Here is a 19,889-nt window from a genome sequence, read left to right on the forward strand (position 1 = left end):
TCTGTTGATGAACATCCCTGTCCGTAGAACTGCAACCCTCGTCCTGCTGCTGCTCGCAGTCCTGCCCGCCTTCGCAGGGAACACAGCCGGTGCGCAGAAGCCCATCGCCGTGCAGATGTACACGCTGCGCAACGCCGGCCCGCTTGACCAACAGCTGAAGATCGTCCACGACGCGGGCGTGCGTGCGGTGGAAACCGTCGGTACGCAGAATGCAAGCGCTGCGGAACTGAAACAGTTGCTGGACCGTTACTCGATCAAAGCGGTTTCGTCGCACGTTCAGCTGGCCGAGCTGCGCGACAACCTAGATGCCGTGGTGGCCTTCAACCGCTCGATTGGCAACAGCACGCTGGTGGTGCCCTATCTGGACCAGAAGGACCGTCCGCGCGATGCCGCCGGTTGGACCGCATTGGGCCGGGAGCTGGGCCGGATTGCCAGGCAGGTGCGCGGCAAGGGCATGCAGCTGGCCTATCACAACCACGATTTCGAGCTGGCCGACTTCGACGGTCAGACCGGGCTGGAGCTGCTGTTCGCAGCGGCCGGACCCGATCTGAAGACCGAACTGGACCTGGCCTGGGTCGCGCGAGCGGGACTGGACCCGGCGGTGATGCTTGGCAAGTTCCGCGGTCGCGTTTTTGCGGTACACGCCAAGGACAATACACCCAAGGGCCACGCCGAAGACGAAGGTGGTTTCGCTGCGGTCGGCCAGGGCGTGCTGGACTGGAACGCGATCCTGCCGGCCGCCGCCACCGCTGGCGTGCAGTGGTACATCGTCGAACACGACCAGCCACGCGATCCGGCCAAGGTGATCCAGACCGGCGCGGACTACCTGCGTGAACACCTGCCGGCCAACGTGCCCGCCCGTGCACAGCACTGACGCGTGAAGGAGCCCCACATGAAAATGATCCTGGCAGTGGCCGTCGCCCTGGGCGGCATGAGCGTTGCGACGGCAACGTGGGCCAAGGACGACCCGGCCGCCGGCGCGAAGCTCTACGCCCAGCACTGCACTGCCTGCCACGGTGCTGAACGCGCCGGCGTACCGCCGACCTTCCCGGCGCTTACCGACGTCGGCAAGCGGCTTCAGCCCGCCCAGGTCAAGGACAAGATCAGGAAGGGCGGAGGATTGATGCCGCCCTTTGCCCAGCTGTCGCAGCAGGAGATCGACGACCTCGCCAGCTATCTGGCGAAGTAGGCGGCCGGCGACCACGCCGGCCGCGTGCCGCTACAGTTCGCGCACCCAGATGTTGCGGTAACTGACCTTCGAGTCATGCTCCTGCAGGTAGAGCGGCGCACATCCGTGCGGTGAGTAGGAGGGAGGACCGATGTACTCAGTCCTGCCCGCCACAGCCGTATCGTCCTGCACCAGAACACCGTTGTGCAGCACCGTGATGCGCGCCGGCGAGAGCAGCCCGCCGCCCGGAGAGAAGCGCGGTCCCTTCCAAATAATGTCGTAGGCCTGCCACTGCCCCGGTGCGCGCGAGGCGTTCACCAACGGCATCGCCTGCTTGTAGATCGAACCCGCCTGGCCGTTGGCATAGGTGGGGTTGTTGTAGCTGTCGAGCACCTGCAACTCATACAGTTCCTGCAGGAAGATGCCGCTGTTGCCCCGGTTCTGGCCGTCGAAGCCTTTCGTCTCGGTGGGGGTACGCCATTCGACATGCAGCTGGATATCGCAGAAGCGTTGCCTGGTGCGGATGCCCTTGCTGCCCGGAACGACGGTCATGGCGCCATCGGCAACCTTCCAGGGTACACGCCCTCCCTGCTCCGCCTCCCAGGCCGAGACATCCTTGCCATCGAACAGCACGATGGCGTCCGACGGTGCCTTGCCCGGTGGCGTGGCCACCACCGCAGGCACCGGCGTCCACACCTCGGTCTTCTTCGGGTCACGCGCAGCATCGGCACCGTCCTGTGCGAATGCCGTCGCAGCGGCAAGCAGGCCGGCGGTGCCCAGCAGAGCGCGGATCATCCAGGTGTCGTCCATCAGCTGGTCCCCCATGCAGGCGTACCGGGAACGTAGGCAAGGTCGCCGTCGTAACGTCCCGGCACGGCGACGTATTGCAGCACCCCGGTCGCACCGACCTTGGAGGTGAAGAAGCCGAAGATGGCCAGTTGCTTGATCATCGTGAAGTAATGCGGCATCGCCTCGCCTTCTTCTGGCGTACCGGTCTCGGTCACATCGGCATTGCGCGCCTTGGCTTCGGCATCCAGGGTACGCAGCAACGCGGTGCGTGCCTCCGGCGTGAGCGACAGGAAGCGGCCACCGGCACGCTTGTCGATGTCGGCCAGGCCGGCACGGAACACCGCCTGCTGGCGAGCGGTGTAGCAGTCGCTGACGAACGTCGCCATAAAGGCACCGGCGCCCGCGTCCTTCGCCCCGGGTGTCCGGGTCCGCGGCAGGATGGTCTCGGCGATCTCGTCCAGCGTGCCGATATCGGCATCGGTGAACGCGGGCATCGCCCCCGCGGCCGGCGCCTGCCCTTGCACCAGCGCCGGCAGGCCAACCATGGCCGCACCGGTGGCGGCGACGATCATCTTCAGCAGTTCGCGGCGATCCATCAGAAGTTCCCCGCTTTCAGTTCGCGCACCGCATGGTCGGCCGCACGGGCCGTCAACGCCATGTACGTCAGCGAGGGATTCACGCAGGCGCTGGAAGTCATGCAGGCACCGTCGGTCACATAGACATTGGGCGCATCCCAGACCTGGTTGTGTGCATTCAACACCGAGCTCTTCCGATCACGTCCCATGCGCGCGGTCCCCATCTCATGGATGCCCTTGCCCGGGGCATAGTCGTTGTCGTGCATCTTCACGTCCTTGACCCCGGCCGCCTCCAGCATCTCGGCGGCATCGGCGGCCATGTCCTTGCGCATCGCCAGTTCGTTGGCACGCATGGACACATCCATCGCCAGCACCGGCAGCCCCCACTTGTCCTTGCGGTTGCGGTCCAGGCGGATCGCATTGTCGTGGTGCGGCAGCATTTCACCGAACCCGGTCATGCCGATGCGCCAGTCGCCCGGCACGGTCAGCGCCTCCTTCAGGTCGGCACCGATGTTCAGCTCGGCGATCTCGCGCGACCAGCCGGTGCGGCTGGCACCGCCCTGGTAACCGAACCCGCGCAGGTAGCCGCGCTTGTCGGACGCGACATTGCGGAAACGCGGAATGTAGAAGCCGCAGGGCCGGCGGCCGAAGTAGTACTTGTCTTCGTAGCCCTCGACCCGGCCCGAGGCGCCCGCACCGAAATGATGGTCCATCACGTTGTGCCCGAGCTCACCCGACGAAGAACCCAGTCCCCCGTCCCAGACGTCGGTCGCCGAATTCATCAGCAGCCAGGTGGAGTTGAACGACGACGCGTTGAGGAAGATGACCTTGGCGGTGTACTGGTAGGTCTGCCCGGTTTCGGCGTCGATCACCTCCACGCCACGCGCACGCTTGCGGTCCTTGTCGTAGAGCACTTCCTTGACGATCGAGAACGGCCGCAGCGTCAGGTTGCCGGTCTTCATCGCCGCCGGCAGCGTCGCCGACTGGGTCGAGAAATAGGCACCGAAGGGACAGCCCAGGATGCACTTGTTGCGGTACTGGCAGTTGACGCGGCCCTGCTCGGGCATCGGCTGGGTGATGTTGGCAGTGCGCGAGTGGATCATGTGCCGTGTTCCGCCGAAGGCCTTCTTGATCCGCGCGGCCACATCCTTCTCGACGATGTTCAAGGGAATCGGCGGCAGGAATTCGCCGTCCGGCAACACGTCCAGTCCTTCGCGCGTGCCGGCAATGCCGGCGAACCTCTCTACATGGTCGTACCACGGCGCGATGTCGGCATAGCGGATTGGCCAATCGGTGGCGATGCCGTCCTTGAGGTTCGCCTCGAAATCCAGGTCGGAGAAGCGGTAGCTCTGACGGCCCCACAACAGCGAACGGCCACCCACGTGATAGCCGCGGAACCAGTCGAAACGCTTGGTCTCGATGTAGGGCGAGTCCTGCTCGTTGGCCCACATCCCTTCCAGGTTCTCAGCCAGCCCGTAGTCGCGCATCAGCACCGGGAACGCGGCCTTCATTGCCTGCGTTGGCCGGTTGCGGTGCGGGAAATCCCACGCCTCCTTCATCGCGTTGACGTAGTCCTTGACGTGCTCGATGTTGCGCCCGCGTTCCAGCATCAGGACCTTCAGGCCCTTCTCGGTCAGCTCCTTCGCTGCCCAGCCGCCACTGATTCCCGAGCCAACAACAATGGCGTCGTAGTGATTATCTGCCATGGGTCTCTCACCTGGGTGGATATCGTTTCAGACGTCGCAGAGGCGGATCGCCTCGCGCAATGAGGCAACGGGATCGGGCGCGGCAGGCGTGAACTCCTGCGCCAGATACCCCTTGAAACCGGTGTCGCGGATCGCGCGGCAGATCGCTGCATAGTTCAGCTCCTGCTGGCCTCCGATCTCATGCCGGCCAGGCACGCCTGCGGTGTGGTAGTGCTTGAAGCAGGCGTGATGCTTGCCGATGGTGGCGATGATGTCGCCCTCCATGATCTGCATGTGGTAGATGTCGTACAGCAGGCCGAAGTTGTCCGAGCCGAGCCGCTGGCACAGCTCCACGCCCCAGGCCGAGTGGTCGCACAGGTAATCGCGGTGATCGACCTTGGAGTTGAGCAGCTCCATCACCAGCACCACACCGCGCTTCTCGGCATGCCCGAGGATGCGCTTGAGGCCAGCCTCGGCATTGGCCATGCCGTCATGCGGGTCCATACCGTTGCGGTTGCCGGAGAAGCAGATGAGATTCCGGTAACCGGCATCGGCCACCAGATCGATGTGCCGCGTGTAGCGCTCTACCAGCTGGTCGTGGAACTCACGGCCGGCAAAGCCCTTGGTAAGGCCCAGCTCCGCGCCGTTGCACATCGAGCTGTAGACGCCATGGGCCTTCAGCGTGGGCCAGTCTTCGGGGCCGACCAGGTCGATCGCGGCAAAGCCGATGTCCTTCACCGTCGCGCAGAGCTGGGCAACTGACAGCTGCGGGAAGGTCCAGCGGGCCACGGCCTGCTTCAGGTTGCCCTTCAGCGGTGCAGTGGTGGCGAATGCAGGCAACGCTCCCGCAGTACCCAGAGCTACGCCTCCAGCAACCGCCATGCGCAGCGCATCGCGCCGCGTGAGCCCCCTCGAAGGAGCCGGTCTGATCGAATGGATGGACATCCACCTTCCGGCCTCCCAACCGGTATCAAACGCAACGATTCACAGCAATGCAATCGATTGCACCATAGGGGAGGAAATTGGATGCTTGCAAGTTGCGGTGCACGAAAATTCAATGCTGCGGGGCACAACTCCGTAGCAATCGCGGACAAAGAAAAGCCCCGCATGAGCGGGGCTTTCTTTTCTGCTGCAGGCGAGCGTCCGATCAGAACGGAATATCGTCGTCAGCGAAGTCGTCCATCGGCGGCGCCTGCTGCGGCTGCGGGCGCTGGTTGCCGCCCTGGTTGCCGTAACCGCCGCCCTGGTTGCCGCCCTGGTTGCCATAGCCACCGCCCTGGCCGCCGCGCTGGCCACCGCCGCCGCCGTACTCCTGGCGCGGCGCCTGCTGGCGCTGCGGACGATCGCCGCCGTAGTTGCCGCCACCGCCACCGCCGCCGCCTTCACCGCGGCCGCCCAGCATCTGCATTTCATCGGCGATGATGTCCGTGGAGTACTTCTCCACGCCGTCCTGGCCGGTGTACTTGTCGTAGCGCAGGCTGCCTTCGACGTAGACCGAGCTGCCCTTGCGCAGGTACTCGCCGGCGATCTCGCCGAGCTTGCCGAAGAACACCACGCGGTGCCATTCGGTGCGCTCCTGCTGGTTGCCATCCTTGTCCTTGCGGACGCTGGTGGTGGCCAGGCTGATGCGGGTGATCGCCATGCCGCTCTGGGTGTACTTCACGTCCGGGTCGTTGCCGAGATTGCCGACCAGGATGACTTTGTTGATGCCGCGCGCCATAGATGGATTCTTCCGTTGTCCGGGGCTGGACCAGTGATAGCACACCCGACGGGGTGCCGATACGCTGGACCTCCCGCGGTTGCGAATGGGGGGATATCGGAACGAGGCATCTTACCATTCCCTTCGCCCCCGGCCCGTCGGGAATCCGGCCGATCCGGGTCGGAACCGACCTCAACGAAGCAGGGGGCGATCCAGCAGCAAGCCGGTGACCCGTGTGACCTCCCCCACCGCCACCACCCTGGGCCCTTCATGGCAGTGGAAGCGCACGCCGGGCCGGATACGCTCCCGGTGCAGCCCCACCCTGAGCACCTCATTGACCACGGTCAGGCCGGCCAACAGGGGCTCGCCCACCGGCAGCGGCAGCTCGGTCGCCCAGCTGTCGCCCTCGGCGTGACGGAAGTCGGGCCAGATCATGAACAGCTCTGGCGCCCCGGCGTCATCGGCGTAGGCGAAGTCCCAGCGGATACCGTTCCGGGCCGGGCTGCGACGCCCACCCTCCTCTGGCGCAAGGATGCGGATCCGCGCCTCGAAATCGTCGGGGACACCCGGGTACAGGCGAAAGGTCACCGCTTGGCTCCATCAGGCTATGGTGTTGACCGTCGCACGACCGCGACCGTGGCCACAAGCAGTGACGGCCAGGACGGCCGGCAGCCACCCCATGGCATCATGCCCGGGCACCCTTCCCCCTGCCCCCTCCCGCGTTCCCATGACCATCAAAGGCAAAGCCACCTCCCTGGACATCGCCCATCTGGCCGGGGTCTCCCAGCCAACCGTGTCGCGGGCCCTGCGCGGCAGCCCGATGGTCAACGCCGAGACCCGCGAGCGCATCCTGCGCATCGCCCGCGAGCTGAACTACAAGGTCGACAAGAACGCCTCCAGCCTGCGCCTGCGCAACGCCGGCACGCTGGCCCTGCTGTTCTTCGAAGACCCGACCAACGACGATTCGCTGATCAATCCGTTCTTCCATTCGATGCTGGGCTCGATCACCCGCGCCTGCGCGCTGCACGGGCAGGACCTGCTGGTCTCGTTCCAGCAGCTGTCCACCGACTGGCAGGCCGATTACGAGGACAGCAACAAGGCCGACGGCATCATCCTGCTCGGCTACGGCGACTACCACGAATCGCGCGACCGCCTGCAGCGGCTGGTCGAACAGGGCACGCACTTCGTGCGCTGGGGCGCCGCCCTGCCCGGCCAGCCGGGCGTGTCGATCGGCAGCGACAACTTCCAGGGCGGGCATGACATCACCACCCACCTGCTGCAGCAGGGCTGCCGCCGCATCGCCTTCCTCGGCCATGCCTCCAGCCATTACCCCGAATTCCAGGAACGCTACCGCGGCCACGTCGCGGCCCTGCAGGACCACGGCCTGGCCGCCGAACCGGCGCTGCAGCACGATGCGATCACCACCGAGGCTTCCGGCCAGGAGGCCTGCCAGGCGCTGCTGGCGCGTGGCGAGCCGATCGATGCGATCTGCGCCGCCAGCGACCTGATCGCCATCGGTGCGATGCGCGCCCTGCGCGAGGCCGGGCTACGGGTGCCGCAGGACGTGGCGGTGACCGGCTTCGACGACATCCCGCTGGCGGCCTCGGTGTCCCCGGCGCTGACCACGGTCCAGCAGGACACCAAGCAGGCCGGCCAGCTGCTGGTGGAGCGCCTGCTGGCGTTGATCGGCCGACAGCCGGTGCAGAGCCAGAGCATCCCGGTGAAGCTGGTGGTGCGGGAATCGTCGCTGCGCCGGTAAGCGCCACCAGGCCTTACGCCACGCCTCAACGTGCGACGGCGGAATTCTTCCCCCATGACCAACGGCGGATGCGCACGGAGGCTGATGCGCGGATAACGCGCAGACATCGCCCATGGAAAGGTGTACGTCGCATGCTGAAGATCGATTCGCTGTCCAAGACGTACGCCAACGGCGTGCATGCCCTCAACAACGTCAACCTGGACATCCCGCGGGGCATGTTCGGCCTACTCGGCCCCAACGGCGCCGGCAAGTCCTCGCTGATGCGCACGTTGTCCACCCTGCAGGAAGCCGACAGCGGCACGGCGACGCTCAGCATTCCAGGCGAGGCGCCGATCGACGTGCTGCGCGACAAGGATGCGGTGCGCCGCCGGCTGGGTTACCTGCCGCAGGATTTCGGCGTGTACCCGAAAGTCAGCGCGCTGGACCTGCTGGAGCATTTCGCGGTGCTCAAGGGCCTGACGCAGCGCGCGCAGCGCCGCGAGGTGGTCGATGGGCTGCTGCAGCAGGTGAACCTGTGGGACGCGCGCAAGCGCAAGCTGGGCACCTACTCCGGCGGCATGCGCCAGCGCTTCGGCATTGCCCAGGCGCTGCTGGGTGACCCGCGGTTGGTGATCGTCGATGAACCCACCGCCGGCCTCGACCCGGAAGAGCGCAACCGCTTCCTCAACCTGTTGGCGGCGATCGGCGAGAACGTGGCGGTGATCCTCTCCACCCACATCGTCGAGGACGTGACCGATCTGTGCCCGACGATGGCGATCATGAACAAGGGCCAGGTGCTGCTGACCGGGCGCCCGGCCGATGCCATCGACGCCCTGCAGCAGCAGGTCTGGCGCAAGCAGGTTGATCCTTCGGAACTGGCCGACCACGAGGCACGCTACGTGGTGCTGTCCACCCGCCTGGTCGGTGGCCGCCCGGTGATCCACGTGCACAGCGCCAACGACCCTGGCGACGGCTTCGCGGCCGTGGCTCCCGACCTCGAGGACGTGTACTTCCAGCGCCTGCGCCTTCAGGCCCGTAGCCGCGTCGCAGCCTGAGCGGAGCACGCCATGATCCTCAACTTCTTCCGCTTCGAGCTGCGCGAGCAGCTGCGCTCCCCGCTGCTGTGGCTGCTGGCCGGGCTGTTCGCCCTGCTTGCCTTCGCCGCCGCGTCCAGCGACGCGGTGCAGATCGGCGGTGGCGCCGGCAACGTGCACAGCAACGCGCCCACCGTGATCGCACAGATGCTGGGCATCTTCACCCTTCTCGGCATGCTGGTCACCGCGCTGTTCGTCAGCAACGCGCTGTTGCGTGACTTCGAACTCGGTACCGCTGAACTGATCTTCGCCAGCCCGGTGAAACGCCGCGACTATCTGGCCGGGCGCATCGCCGCCGCCCTGACGGCAGGCCTGCTGGTCTACGTGCTGATCGCGTTCGGCCTATGGCTGGCACCATTCATGCCGTGGGTCGATCCCGAACGCATGGGCCCGATCAGCTGGCAGGGCTATGCGTGGACGTTCGCAGTCATCGTCATTCCCAACCTGTTGTTCACCACCGCGCTGCTGTCGCTGCTGGCAGCGCTGACCCGCTCGATCCTGTGGGTCTACATCGGCCTGGTGGCCTACCTGGTGCTGTATGGCGCCAGCGCGGCCCTGCTGCGCGACATCGACAATACGTGGATCGCGGTGCTGAGCGAACCGCTGGGCATGCGCGCACTCGGCCGTACCATCCGCTACTGGTCCACCGCCGAACGCAACAGCGGGGTCCCCGAGCTGGCCGGCTACCTGCTGGCCAATCGCGCCCTGTGGTTGGGCGTGGCTGCCGCGCTGTTCGCCGCCACCTTCGCGCTGTTCCGCACCGAACGCAGCGGCAGTGGCCGTCGGCGCTGGGGCCGCAGGCACGCGCAAACGGTTGCCGAAGCCGCCATGGCCCGCCCCACCCGCGCAACACTGCCGCGCGTGGTACCGGCGTTCACTGCCACCACCGCGTGGCAGCAGTTCCTGCGCCAGGTCCGCTTCGATACACGCGGCGTCCTGCGCAGCGTGCCGTTCATCGTGCTGCTGGTACTGGGCCTGGCCAACTTCCTGCCCAGCGCGCTGTTCCGGCAGACCCTGTACGGCACCTCGATCTGGCCGGTCACGTCGCAGATGATCATGGGGCTGCAGGGCGCCTTCAGCTGGCTGCTGGTGATCATCGTGTTGTTCTTCGCCGGTGAGCTGGTCTGGAAGGAACGCAGCGCGCGCATCAATGAAGTGACCGATGCCATGCCGGTGCCGAACTGGGTGCCGCTGCTGGCCAAGTTCACCGCACTTCTGGCCGTGATCGTCTGTTTCCAGGCCGCCGGCGCGCTGGCGGCGATGGGCGTGCAGCTGGCCAAGGGCTACACGCATCTGGAGCCGCTGCTGTACCTGCGCAGCCTGGCGCTGGATTCGGTGGTCTACATCCTCATGGGGGGCCTGGCGCTGGTGCTGCAGGTGCTCACCAACAACAAGTTCGTCGGTTACGCATTGCTGATCGTGGTGATGATCGGTCAGGGTGTGCTGGGCATGCTCGACTACACGCAGAACCTGTACAACTTCGGCAGCTGGCCCAACGCACCCTATTCGGACATGAACGGCTACGGCCACTTCCTGACCGGGCAGCTGGCATTCCAGGGCTACTGGGCCCTGTTCCTGCTGACCTTGATGTGCCTGGCGTCGGCCTTCTGGGTACGGGGTGTCAGCCAGGGCCTGCGCCAGCGCCTGGCCCTGGCCGGCCGCCGCTTGCGTGGTCCGACCGGCGCCTTCGCCGCGGTGGCCGCGCTGGCGTTCGTCGGCGTGGGGAGCTGGCTGTACTGGAGCACCAACATCCGCAACGAGTTCCTTTCTCCGGACCAGCAGCTGGATCTGCAGGCCCGCTACGAGCGCGAGCTGTCGAAGTACCGCAACCTGCCGCAGCCCCGCATCGTGGCGGTGGACAACCGCGTGGACCTGTCCCCCGAATCGCAGTCGATGGTGATCGATGCGAACTGGACGATCCGCAATCTCCACGCGCAGCCGATCCCGGAACTGCATGTCTCGATGGGCGATGACAAACAGCTGGTAGCCGCCGATCTTGGCGGACAGACGATGGCCTTCCATGCCAAGGACCTGGGGTATCGCATCTATCGGCTGGACAAGCCTCTGCAACCGGGCGAAAGCCGCCGTGTCCATTTCCGGGTGGTGCAGAAGCCCAATGGCATCACCGCCGGCCAGGCGCCGAGCAACATCGTGGACAACGGCACGTTCTTCAACAGCCGCGTGTTGCCGTCGTTCGGCTACAACGAGGGCGCGGAGATCACCGACCGCAACGAGCGGCGCAAGCGCGACCTGGGTGAGCCGCGGCGCATGCCCAAGCTGGAAGACGAAGCCGCGCGTGCCAACACGTACATAGCCAACGATGCCGACTGGCTCGACTTCCGCACCACGATCTGCACGGCACCAGACCAGGTGGCGCTGGCCCCGGGCTATCTGCAGCATGAGAGCACGGTCAATGGCCGGCGCTGCTTCAGCTATGCCATGGATCGACCGATGCTGAACTTTTACGCCTATCTGTCGGCGCGCTGGGAGGTGCGCAAGGCAAAGTACAAGGACATACCGATCGAGGTCTACTTCGACCCGGCGCACGGCTACAACGTGGAGCGGATGATCGAAGCGGTGCACAAATCGCTGGCCTACTACGAGGCGAACTTCACCCCGTACCAGCATCGCCAGGTGCGCATCATCGAGTTCCCGGGTTATGCCCGCTTCGCGCAGTCGTTCGCCAACACCATCCCCTACTCCGAAGCCATCGGTTTCATCGCTGACCTGCGTGACCCGGACAAGGTGGACTACGTGTTCTACGTGACCGCGCACGAAATCGCACACCAGTGGTGGGCGCACCAGGTGATCGGTGCCAACGTGCAGGGCGCCACGGTGCTGTCCGAATCGTTGTCGCAGTATTCGGCACTGATGGTGATGGAGCAGGAGTACGGCCGCCAGCACATGCGCCAGTTCCTCAAGCGCGAACTGGACGGTTACCTGTCCGGCCGCGGCGGCGAGGCCATCGAGGAACAGCCGCTGGAGCGCGTGGAAAACCAGCAGTACATCCACTACCAGAAGGGTTCGCTGGTGTTCTACCGGCTGCGTGAAGAGATCGGCGAAGTGGCCCTGAACCGCGCGTTGAAGCGCTTCCTGCAGGACAAGGGCTACCAGCAGCCGCCGTACACCACCTCACGCGAACTGCTGAGCTACATCCGTGCCGAGACCCCGGCCGACCGCCAGCAGCTGGTCACTGACCTGTTCGAGAAGATCAGCTTCTACGACAACCGCGTGATGGCCGCCAGCGCCCGCAAGCGCGATGACGGTCGCTACGACGTGACCCTGGACCTGCATGCCAGCAAGCAGTATGCCGATGGCAAGGGCAAGGAGACCGCCGGCAAGATGGATGACTGGGTGGAGATCGGCGTGTTCGCCAATGGGCCGTCGGGCAAGGAGCGCGACCAGAAGGTGCTGTACCTGCAGCGCCACCACATCACCAGCGCCGCGCCGAATATCACGGTGACGGTGGATGAAAAGCCCGACGAAGCAGGCTTCGATCCCTACAACAAGCTGGTCGACCGGGTGAGCGATGACAATCGGCGCAAGGTAACGATGTGAGGTATGCGGTGGTGCCAGTCAAATGGCTGGCATCACTACTGCAGACAAAAGCGACATGCCGCGACCAATTGCGTCATTTGAAGACCTGGTTGACCAGAGATGCGGGAGCACCAACAGGATCCATTTGAAGGCAAGCGATACTCTCCGCGAACCTTCGAGAAGCCGCGATGACATCCAGCCATATCTACTTCGATGCACACAGGATTTCCGCATCACTGAACTGGGCAGCCAAGGTACTGGCTGACTGTGGTCTTGAGCTCGAATTGGAGCTGGGTGAGAACAGCGTTCTCATTACGGGCGATGAAGACGTTCGTCTGGGGCTCTCTCTCAACGACGCGCCCCATGTCCTCCAGGAAGCCATCGAGCTAGCGCATGGCACCGAACACGTACATGCCATGAGCCAGTGCATGGCCAGATTCGAGATCTCAATCACCGACCTGGAGGCGGTGCTGGATGAGATGAACACGCTGATCGAGGTCCAGCAGACATTGCTCACCGCCGTGGACGGTGTCCTGTGGAACGAGTGGAACGAAGCACTCAGCCGGTGATTTCCGGCTGAGGCCCGGCCTTCGGCCCCAGCAACGCCAGCAGCACGAAGACCACGACCGAGGCGACGGTGCCGAGCACCGCCGGTAACCCGAACGCCCACGCCGAACGGCCCTGCTGGCGTGCCCACTGGGCCAGATGCCAGGCCGCGCCCAGGTTGATCAGCCAGGCAACCACGAACACCGGCCACAGCACCATGCCCACCGCGCGCAGCAGGGGCATGGACACCAGCGCGGCAACGATCGCCGCGATCAGGAAGATCAGCGCAGAGCGGGAATGACGCGATGCAGATGCGTTCATGCGGCCAACCTGCGCACCATCACCAGCACGCGATAGCTGCAGTTGTCGGCTTCCTGCAGCGGCTTCCAGCCCAGCCGAGCGTACAGGCCGCCATCCAGCGCTTCGGTCTGTAGATACAACGCGGAAACGCCCATCCGAACCGCCTGCGCCGCTGCCTGCTCGACCAGCCCACTGGCCAGCCCGCGGCCCCGATGGCTGTCGGCCACGAACACGCTGCCCAGCCAGTGTTCATACTGCGGGAATGCCTGCATCTCCCTGCGCTTGAGCTGCACGGCACCAACCAACTGGTCTCCATCGAAGGCGGCGATCAGGTGCGGGAAACCTCCGGCGTCCTGCGGCGGATTGAGCCGCTGCAGTTCCTGTTCCAGCGACAGGCCCGCGTCCTGGCCCCATTGTGCGTGGTACCACTCGGCCAGTTGCTGCCGTTCCGGTGCGCCAGCGGGTAATACCCTGAATTCCATGGCAATGCCTTGATCCCGATATTGCCCAAGAGGATCACGGACGGCGCTCGAAGGGAAGCCTTCTGTAGAGTCGCGCCGTGCTCGACTGATCCGGCATTGCGCGAACGGCAGCCGAGCATGGGCTCGGCTCTACATGACAATCAACCCTGGGCGAAGTCCTTCAGGATCTCGCCGACGCCGCTGGGCGAGATCTCGAAACCCAGCTGGGTGCCCGGGTTGATCACCACGCCGTAGTCACCCGGCACGCGGCGCAGCACGTCCAGCATCAGCCAGCGGATCTGGTGTTCGGCCTGCTGGCTGTAGATGCCCACCCGCGACGGATCGGTGAACACGGCCACGTGCAGGATGCCCTGCTTGTCGAACAGCAGCGGGTCGAAGCCGCTGCCGTCGGGCGTGACCAGGCTGCCGGTCAGCAGCACTACCTCGGAAGCGACGAAGGCCTCCATGAAGGCGCGGATCGGCACCGCCCCGTCCATCGCCGCCTTCAACAGGGTTTCGATCGGGGTCTGCGGGGCGAGGTCGGTCATGGCGGTACGGCGGGGCGTGAGGGGGGCCTATTGTAGGGTCGAGCCTGCTCGACTGCTCGAAGAGCGTGCCAACCGAGGTTGGCACCCACCAGAGCGGTAGCGCCGGGCCATGCCCGGCGGCGCCCTCACCGTCCCAGACGCTGGTCCCGAGCCTTCTGGTCGGTCATCGCCTTGTCCAGCTCGGCCTGCAGCGCTGGCTGCTGCACGGCGGCATCCAGCACATACACCTTCACGCCGTGTGCGGGCACTTCGGCCTTCAGGGAGGCATCCACCTGCAACGAACCGCCGTCCAGCGCATCACGCCAGCGGCCCGCCTGCACGTAACGCGCCACAGTGAAGCTCTTTGCCCTGTCGCCCTTGTTCAGCAGCACCAGCGCGGTCTGCGCCACCTCGCCCTGCTGCAGCACGCGGAAGAACACCGCCTCATCGCCCTGCAGGCGTTCGTTCACCTGCAGGCCGCGCTGCAGGGCCGGGGTGGCCTCGCGCAGCTTGGCAATGCGCTGCAGCGGCGCGAAGATCGGGCTCTGCGGTGCAGCGTCCACGCGCGGCTGGCCGAAGTAGGCACGGTTGCCTGCATGCTCGGCGCGGCCGCGCATGAAGCCGGTTTCCGAGCCGTAGTAGACCACCGGAATACCGCGCGCGGTGAACAGCCAGTTGTGCGCATCGATGAAGCCGGTGTCGCTGGCCTGAAGGCGCGGCATGTCGTGGTTGTCGTAGAAGCTCATCAGCTCGTACGGATTGGCATACGGGCCACCGCTCAGGTGCAGTGGCTCAGCCAGGGTCTCGAAGCCCTTGTTGGCGGTGCCGAAGGTCTGCTCCAGTGCGCCGCGCAACGGGAAATCGAGCACGCTCACGTTGGCATTGGATGGCCAGGTGTGCTCGGCAATGGTCGCCGCGTTGTAGTCGAAGGCTTCGCCAAACATGAACATGCCCGGGTGCTCGGCACGGATGCGCTTGACGAAGGCATGCCACCACGGGTGCGGCAGCCAGCCGATGGTGTCGATGCGCAATGCGTCCACGCCCTGCGCGGTCCATTGCAGGTAGGCACCGACCAGGTAGTCCATCACCGCCGGATTGTCCTGGTTGAAGTCGGACAGCTCAGCCAGGTTGCCATCGAAGATCGAGCCATCCTTGCTGTCGACCGGTCCAATGTTGTTGTAGAACGCGTGCAGCGGGTTGTGCTTCGGATCCAGTTTCTGCGGCGGCAGGTTCTGGTGGTCGGCGATCAGTTTTCCGTCCTTGTCGAAGATCTGGCCGAACTGCGGCTGTCGCGTCGGCATGGTCCAGGCCGGCGAGCCGTGGTTGCCCACGATATCCAGCACCACCTTCAAGCCAGCACCGTGCAGGCCCTTGGTCAGCCCGGCGAAATCCAGGTTCTTGCTGGGCAGGTGCTCATCGAGCTTGTAGAAGTTGATGCCCCAGTACCCGTGGTAGCCGGTCTTGCCGCGGTCGGTCAGCGTGCTGGTGCAGCTGATCGGCTTGCTGCCGGTGAACGCCTCGTCCGGGTTGTCGACGATGGGCGTGATCCATACCGCGCCGAAACCGAGGTTGCGGATGTACTGCGCGTTGTCGAGCACACCGCGGAAATCACCACCGAGGTAGCCGATGTTGCCGTCCACCTTGTCCGGGCACGGCACCGGGATATCGAAGGTGCGGTGCGCGCCACCCTGGTCACGATGGTCATTGGCCGGGTCACCGTTGACGAAGCGGTCGGTGACCACGAAGTACACCGCATCGCTGGCGAACGGCTCGGTGGTGCCGACGTAGTCCGGGCGCGGCGTGGCCACGGCCTGGCCGGCGAACAGGGCAAGGGAAACAGCAACAGCCAGGACACCACGCATCACACCACCTCCGGACGGGACGGAACCCGCAGCACGCACAGGCCGGCCAGGAACAGGCTGCAGCCGCCCAGCACCAGCACATGCATCGGCTGGCCACCCAGCCATGCGCGCAGGGCAAAGCCGAGCGCACTGGCCGCCACCAGCTGCGGGATCACGATGAAGAAATTGAAGATGCCCATGTACACGCCCATCTTCGACGCCGGCACGCTGTCGGACAGCAGTGCATACGGCAACGACAGGATCGAGGCCCAGGCAAAGCCCACACCCACCATCGACAGCAGCAGCCAGTGCGGGTCGCGGATGAACATCAGCGAGACCAAGCCGGCGCCGCCCAGCCACAGGTTGACCAGGTGGCTCCAGCGCAGGCCGATCGCACGCACCATCGGCGGAATCAGCACCGCCGCCAGCGCAGCGAAGCCGTTGTAGGCGCCAAACAGCACGCCCACCCAGTTGGCACCTTCGTTGTAGGCGGCCGACTGTGGATCGGTCGAACCGAAGTGGGTACCGGCCACCGCAGCGGTGGTGTAGATCCACATGGCGAACAGCGCGAACCACGAGAAGAACTGCACCCACGCCAGGCGGCGCATGGTGACCGGCATCGCGCGCAGGTCGCCGACGATGGCGGCCAGCATATGCGTGGCCGGCAGCGCGCGCGCGGCCGCCAGCAGCAGGCCGTAGCCGGCGCACAGGCCGGCCAGCACGTACAGCATCCGGTCGCCTTGCCGCCAGGCGATCAGCAGCGCCAACAGCACACCCAGCCCAAGCCACAGGGTGACCCGCGTCCATGAAGCCGGGCCGTTGATCGCGGCCGCCGCGTGATGTTCCGGTGGCTCGGCATCATCGAACCCGGCCAGCTCCGCCGGTGAATATTCGCGGGTGCTGACCACCGTCCAGGTGATCGCCGCCAGCAGCACCACCGCGCCGAAGTAGAACGCATAGCGCACAGTGTCGGGCACTTCCCCGGCGGACGCGGTGTTGGCAACGCCGAAGTGGGCCAGGATGAACGGCAGAAAGCTGGCGACGATGGCACCCACGCCGATGAAGAAGCTCTGCATGGCATAGCCGGCCGGACGCTGGCGTGGCGCCAGCTGGTCACCGACGAAGGCACGGAACGGCTCCATCGATACGTTGATCGAGGCATCCAGTACCCACAGCGTGCCGGCCGCGATCCACAGCGTCGGCGAGTTCGGCATCACCAGCAGCGCCAGCGTGGTCAACACCGCACCGATCATGAAGTACGGACGACGGCGCCCCCAGCGCGTCCAGGTGCGGTCGGACAGGTAGCCGATTACCGGCTGCACCAGCAGGCCGGTCAGCGGCGCGGCAATCCACAGCCCTGGCACCGCGTCGATATCCGCGCCCAGCGTCTCGAAGATGCGGCTGGCATTGGCGTTCTGCAGAGCGAATCCGAACTGGATGCCGAGGAAGCCGAAACACATGTTCCAGATCTGCCAGAACGACAGTTGTGGCTTGGCGGGACGATTCATCGTGCGTCCTCTTCCGCCGCCACCTGCGTCACCTTCAACGCCTGCACCTGCGCATGGTTGAGCACGCCGTCGCGCCCGCCCTTTCCGCCGGTGTAGTGCGCGAAATGTTCAAGCGCGCTCATGTTGAAGCCTTCTTCGAGCGCGACGGTGCACTGCCCCTTGGCCACAACGAACGTTGCCGAAGTCGAGTCCTGCACCGCCACGCTGTGCGGCAGCGTAATCGTGTGCCGCTGCAACGGCTGGCCCGGGCACTGCAGCACCAGCTGCTTCACCGCAGCGGTGACGCCGGTGTTGATCGGCCCGTTCGGGTTGCGGTACTGCAGGCGAAGACGCACCTGCCCGGCCTTGGCCGAGGTGAACTGCCAGCGATCCTCGCCCTTCAGCACCTGCTGCGGACCGACGCAGACCGTCGGGCTGTGCAGCGATTCCAATGCGTTGTCGCGCCGGGTCAGGCTGAGGCAATGCTGCAGGCCATCGTCACTGATGTGCGCCTGGCCGTTGCTGGCGGTGAGCGCGCGACCGTCCTGCCACAGCACCTGGCCGGCAGCGACCTCAACGTTCCAGCCCCTGTCCTTGCGCCGCGCCTGCGGTGCGGCCGGCGTGGCCGGTGCGCGCGCATTGGCGTCGGCCGTCATCGCTACGCTGCGCGGCGCCGCTGCTGCGGGGACCAGCTGCACGGTGGTGGTGGCACCACGCGTCGTCACCTTGCCCGCTACCAGCAATCCATCGGCCAGCTGCTTCGGCCGCTCCAGCACATAACGCTTGCCGTTGGCCTCCAGGGAGATGCGGCGTTGCTTGCCGAACAGTTCGGGCACCAGCACGGCCGGCAGCTTGGGCTGCACGCGGCCATCGTCCTGCACGCCGAACACGCCCTCGACCACCATCGACAGATAGCCGGCCACCGACCACAGCTGGCGTTCGGAATTGACCACCGGGCCGCTCAGTGCGCCTTCCCCGACATGCACGGCCTGGCTGACCAGCTCGTAGTTTTCCATGTTGGAGCCGGCCAGCGCGGCGCCCTGCATCAACGAGCGGATTTCGGCGGCGATGCGCGGCGCATCATCCAGCTGCCGCGCCGCGCGCAGCGAGTACGCACTGACGAACGGCCAGATCGCGCGATTGTGGTAGATCGGCTGCTGCGCCTCCTGCGGCCACACCACCGGGCTGCCGGCCGGGCCCATCGGATACGCCGCCAGCGCACGCCGCGCGCGCTCCGGCGGCAGCACCCCGGCCAGGATGCCCAGCGAAAGGCCGAGCAGATCCACCTTGGCGTACGGCACCGGGTGCGCGGCTTCACCGATGTAACTCATGTACCGGCCGATGTCTTCGCGCCAGAAGCGCGTATCGATCTGCTGCGCCAACGCATCGGCCCACGCCTTGTACTCGGCCGCGCGGGCATCGCCGTGCTGCCCGGCCAGGCGTTCGGCCAGGCGCAGTGCCTGGTAGTGCAGCACGTTGGTGGACAGTGCGTAGGAATCACCGATGAAGCGCACGTCCTCGCGGGTCCAGTCCGGATAGGTCTGCTCGCGCCAGTCCAGGAACGAGGTCTCGCCGCGGTACAGGCCCATCTGCGCGTCGAACACCATCGCGCGGTCCTGCGCCAGCGTGCCCTGCAGCGCCTGCCAGACCTGGTCGGCAAACGCTCGGTCCTCCAGCAGGTGGCGTGCCGCCAGGAACCACACCACGCGGTCGCTGCTGATCGGCCAGCTGCCGCCGGAACCGGTGTCCTGCGCCACGAACAGGCCGGGCGTACGCCCGTCACGGGCTGCCGACAGCTTGAACTGCAGCGACTGCCGGGTGCGCTGCGGGTCCAGACGTGCCAGTGCCAGATCGGCGGCGAAGCTGACATCGCGGGTCCACACATAGGGCCAGCGCGCGCCGGTCTGGAAGCACTCGCACGGCACCGGCCGCCCTTCGTCGAACGCGGGATCGCGAATCGCGTCCACGCGGTCCTGGTCCATCTCCTGCTGGGCCAGCGCGAACAGGGCATCGAACATCACGCTGCCGGTCTGGCTGCGCATCGGTGCGGCTGCGATCTGCACTGCGCCCTTCGGCGCATGCAGCACGAAGCTGCCCTTGGCAGCGGCTTCGGCGCGCGCATGGCGTCCGTCGAATTGCAGGTCGGCCGCCTGCGCGGTCGATCCCAGCGCTGCCCCCAGGGCAGCGGTCAGGCAAATGATCTTCAGCATCGAAGCGGCGGACCGGCTTGCGCCCGTCGGCCTCCCTCCCTCTCTGCACGCGTTGTAGGTCCGCACCACCATTGCCGGTGGGCGGGCGCGGCCCCTCCCTCAAGGTGCCTTGGCCCCATGGTAGACGCGGGGCTGTCGGCTGCGTCCAGCTGCATACGTATTCATGGCGTCACGCGGTAGCGCACCCGCCGCGCTGGCTTATGGTCCGGGTCTGCCAACGGCGCCTTGGGAG

General features: G+C 66.0%; 18 protein-coding genes. 6 read left to right on the top strand and 12 right to left on the bottom strand.

Features of this window, described 5'->3' with window-relative positions:
* The first annotated feature begins 7 nt into the window (after window positions 1-7).
* Both G370_RS0103480 and G370_RS0103485 read left to right on the top strand, forming a co-directional pair.
* Complete coding sequence (locus tag G370_RS0103480) at window positions 8-874, top strand: sugar phosphate isomerase/epimerase family protein (protein ID WP_019659366.1); 867 nt, start codon at window positions 8-10, stop codon at window positions 872-874.
* Window positions 875-892: 18 nt separating this feature from the next.
* Complete coding sequence (locus G370_RS0103485; RefSeq protein WP_019659367.1) at window positions 893-1,189, top strand: c-type cytochrome; 297 nt, start codon at window positions 893-895, stop codon at window positions 1,187-1,189.
* Window positions 1,190-1,219: 30 nt separating this feature from the next.
* Here the strand turns inward: G370_RS0103485 and G370_RS0103490 are convergent, their stop codons facing one another.
* The 6 genes from G370_RS0103490 to G370_RS0103515 all read right to left on the bottom strand — a co-directional run bounded on the left by G370_RS0103490 (window position 1,220) and on the right by G370_RS0103515 (window position 6,504).
* Window positions 1,220-1,993 carry a 3-keto-disaccharide hydrolase gene (locus G370_RS0103490; RefSeq protein WP_019659368.1) on the bottom strand — a complete coding sequence of 258 codons (774 nt, stop codon included), beginning with the start codon at window positions 1,991-1,993 and terminating at the stop codon, window positions 1,220-1,222.
* Complete coding sequence (locus G370_RS0103495; protein WP_019659369.1) at window positions 1,978-2,553, bottom strand: gluconate 2-dehydrogenase subunit 3 family protein; 576 nt, start codon at window positions 2,551-2,553, stop codon at window positions 1,978-1,980. Before G370_RS0103495 ends, G370_RS0103490 begins: the two co-directional genes overlap by 16 nt.
* Window positions 2,553-4,238, bottom strand: a complete 1,686-nt coding sequence (locus tag G370_RS0103500) for a GMC oxidoreductase (RefSeq protein ID WP_019659370.1) — start codon at window positions 4,236-4,238, stop codon at window positions 2,553-2,555. The genes G370_RS0103495 and G370_RS0103500 overlap by 1 nt, the downstream gene beginning before the upstream one ends.
* Window positions 4,239-4,265: 27 nt before the next feature.
* The gene (locus G370_RS0103505; protein WP_019659371.1) at window positions 4,266-5,162 is read right to left on the bottom strand and encodes a hydroxypyruvate isomerase family protein; all 897 of its coding nucleotides are present in this window, start codon (window positions 5,160-5,162) and stop codon (window positions 4,266-4,268) included.
* A gap of 202 nt (window positions 5,163-5,364) precedes the next feature.
* Window positions 5,365-5,937 (bottom strand): single-stranded DNA-binding protein, encoded by a 573-nt coding sequence (locus tag G370_RS0103510; RefSeq protein ID WP_019659372.1) that lies wholly within the window; start codon window positions 5,935-5,937, stop codon window positions 5,365-5,367.
* Between the two features lie 171 nt (window positions 5,938-6,108).
* Window positions 6,109-6,504, bottom strand: a complete 396-nt coding sequence (locus G370_RS0103515) for a hypothetical protein (RefSeq protein ID WP_019659373.1) — start codon at window positions 6,502-6,504, stop codon at window positions 6,109-6,111.
* Between the two features lie 139 nt (window positions 6,505-6,643).
* On the opposite strand from G370_RS0103515, the gene G370_RS0103520 reads away from it, so the two are divergent.
* The 4 genes from G370_RS0103520 to G370_RS0103535 all read left to right on the top strand — a co-directional run bounded on the left by G370_RS0103520 (window position 6,644) and on the right by G370_RS0103535 (window position 12,854).
* Window positions 6,644-7,675: a LacI family DNA-binding transcriptional regulator gene (locus tag G370_RS0103520; protein ID WP_019659374.1), complete on the top strand. Its 1,032-nt coding sequence runs from the start codon at window positions 6,644-6,646 to the stop codon at window positions 7,673-7,675.
* A gap of 131 nt (window positions 7,676-7,806) precedes the next feature.
* Complete coding sequence (locus G370_RS0103525) at window positions 7,807-8,709, top strand: ABC transporter ATP-binding protein (RefSeq protein WP_019659375.1); 903 nt, start codon at window positions 7,807-7,809, stop codon at window positions 8,707-8,709.
* A 12-nt stretch (window positions 8,710-8,721) separates the two neighbouring features.
* Complete coding sequence (locus tag G370_RS0103530) at window positions 8,722-12,306, top strand: ABC transporter permease/M1 family aminopeptidase (protein WP_019659376.1); 3,585 nt, start codon at window positions 8,722-8,724, stop codon at window positions 12,304-12,306.
* Window positions 12,307-12,473: 167 nt separating this feature from the next.
* Window positions 12,474-12,854, top strand: a complete 381-nt coding sequence (locus tag G370_RS0103535; RefSeq protein ID WP_019659377.1) for a hypothetical protein — start codon at window positions 12,474-12,476, stop codon at window positions 12,852-12,854.
* Here G370_RS0103535 and G370_RS0103540 read toward each other — a convergent pair.
* The 6 genes from G370_RS0103540 to G370_RS0103565 form a co-directional block, all read right to left on the bottom strand.
* Window positions 12,844-13,152, bottom strand: a complete 309-nt coding sequence (locus tag G370_RS0103540; protein WP_019659378.1) for a hypothetical protein — start codon at window positions 13,150-13,152, stop codon at window positions 12,844-12,846. The two genes, G370_RS0103535 and G370_RS0103540, sit on opposite strands and share 11 nt — an antisense overlap.
* Window positions 13,149-13,613 carry a GNAT family N-acetyltransferase gene (locus G370_RS0103545; protein WP_019659379.1) on the bottom strand — a complete coding sequence of 155 codons (465 nt, stop codon included), beginning with the start codon at window positions 13,611-13,613 and terminating at the stop codon, window positions 13,149-13,151. The genes G370_RS0103540 and G370_RS0103545 overlap by 4 nt, the downstream gene beginning before the upstream one ends.
* 140 nt (window positions 13,614-13,753) lie before the next feature.
* Window positions 13,754-14,140, bottom strand: a complete 387-nt coding sequence (locus G370_RS0103550; RefSeq protein WP_019659380.1) for an SseB family protein — start codon at window positions 14,138-14,140, stop codon at window positions 13,754-13,756.
* A 125-nt stretch (window positions 14,141-14,265) separates the two neighbouring features.
* Window positions 14,266-15,981: an alpha-amylase family glycosyl hydrolase gene (locus G370_RS0103555; protein WP_019659381.1), complete on the bottom strand. Its 1,716-nt coding sequence runs from the start codon at window positions 15,979-15,981 to the stop codon at window positions 14,266-14,268.
* Window positions 15,981-17,468, bottom strand: a complete 1,488-nt coding sequence (locus tag G370_RS0103560; RefSeq protein ID WP_019659382.1) for an MFS transporter — start codon at window positions 17,466-17,468, stop codon at window positions 15,981-15,983. Before G370_RS0103560 ends, G370_RS0103555 begins: the two co-directional genes overlap by 1 nt.
* Window positions 17,465-19,657, bottom strand: a complete 2,193-nt coding sequence (locus G370_RS0103565; protein ID WP_019659383.1) for an MGH1-like glycoside hydrolase domain-containing protein — start codon at window positions 19,655-19,657, stop codon at window positions 17,465-17,467. The genes G370_RS0103560 and G370_RS0103565 overlap by 4 nt, the downstream gene beginning before the upstream one ends.
* Window positions 19,658-19,889: the final 232 nt, after the last annotated feature.

The organism is Stenotrophomonas hibiscicola ATCC 19867 (assembly GCF_000382065.1).
Lineage (GTDB): Bacteria > Pseudomonadota > Gammaproteobacteria > Xanthomonadales > Xanthomonadaceae > Stenotrophomonas > Stenotrophomonas hibiscicola.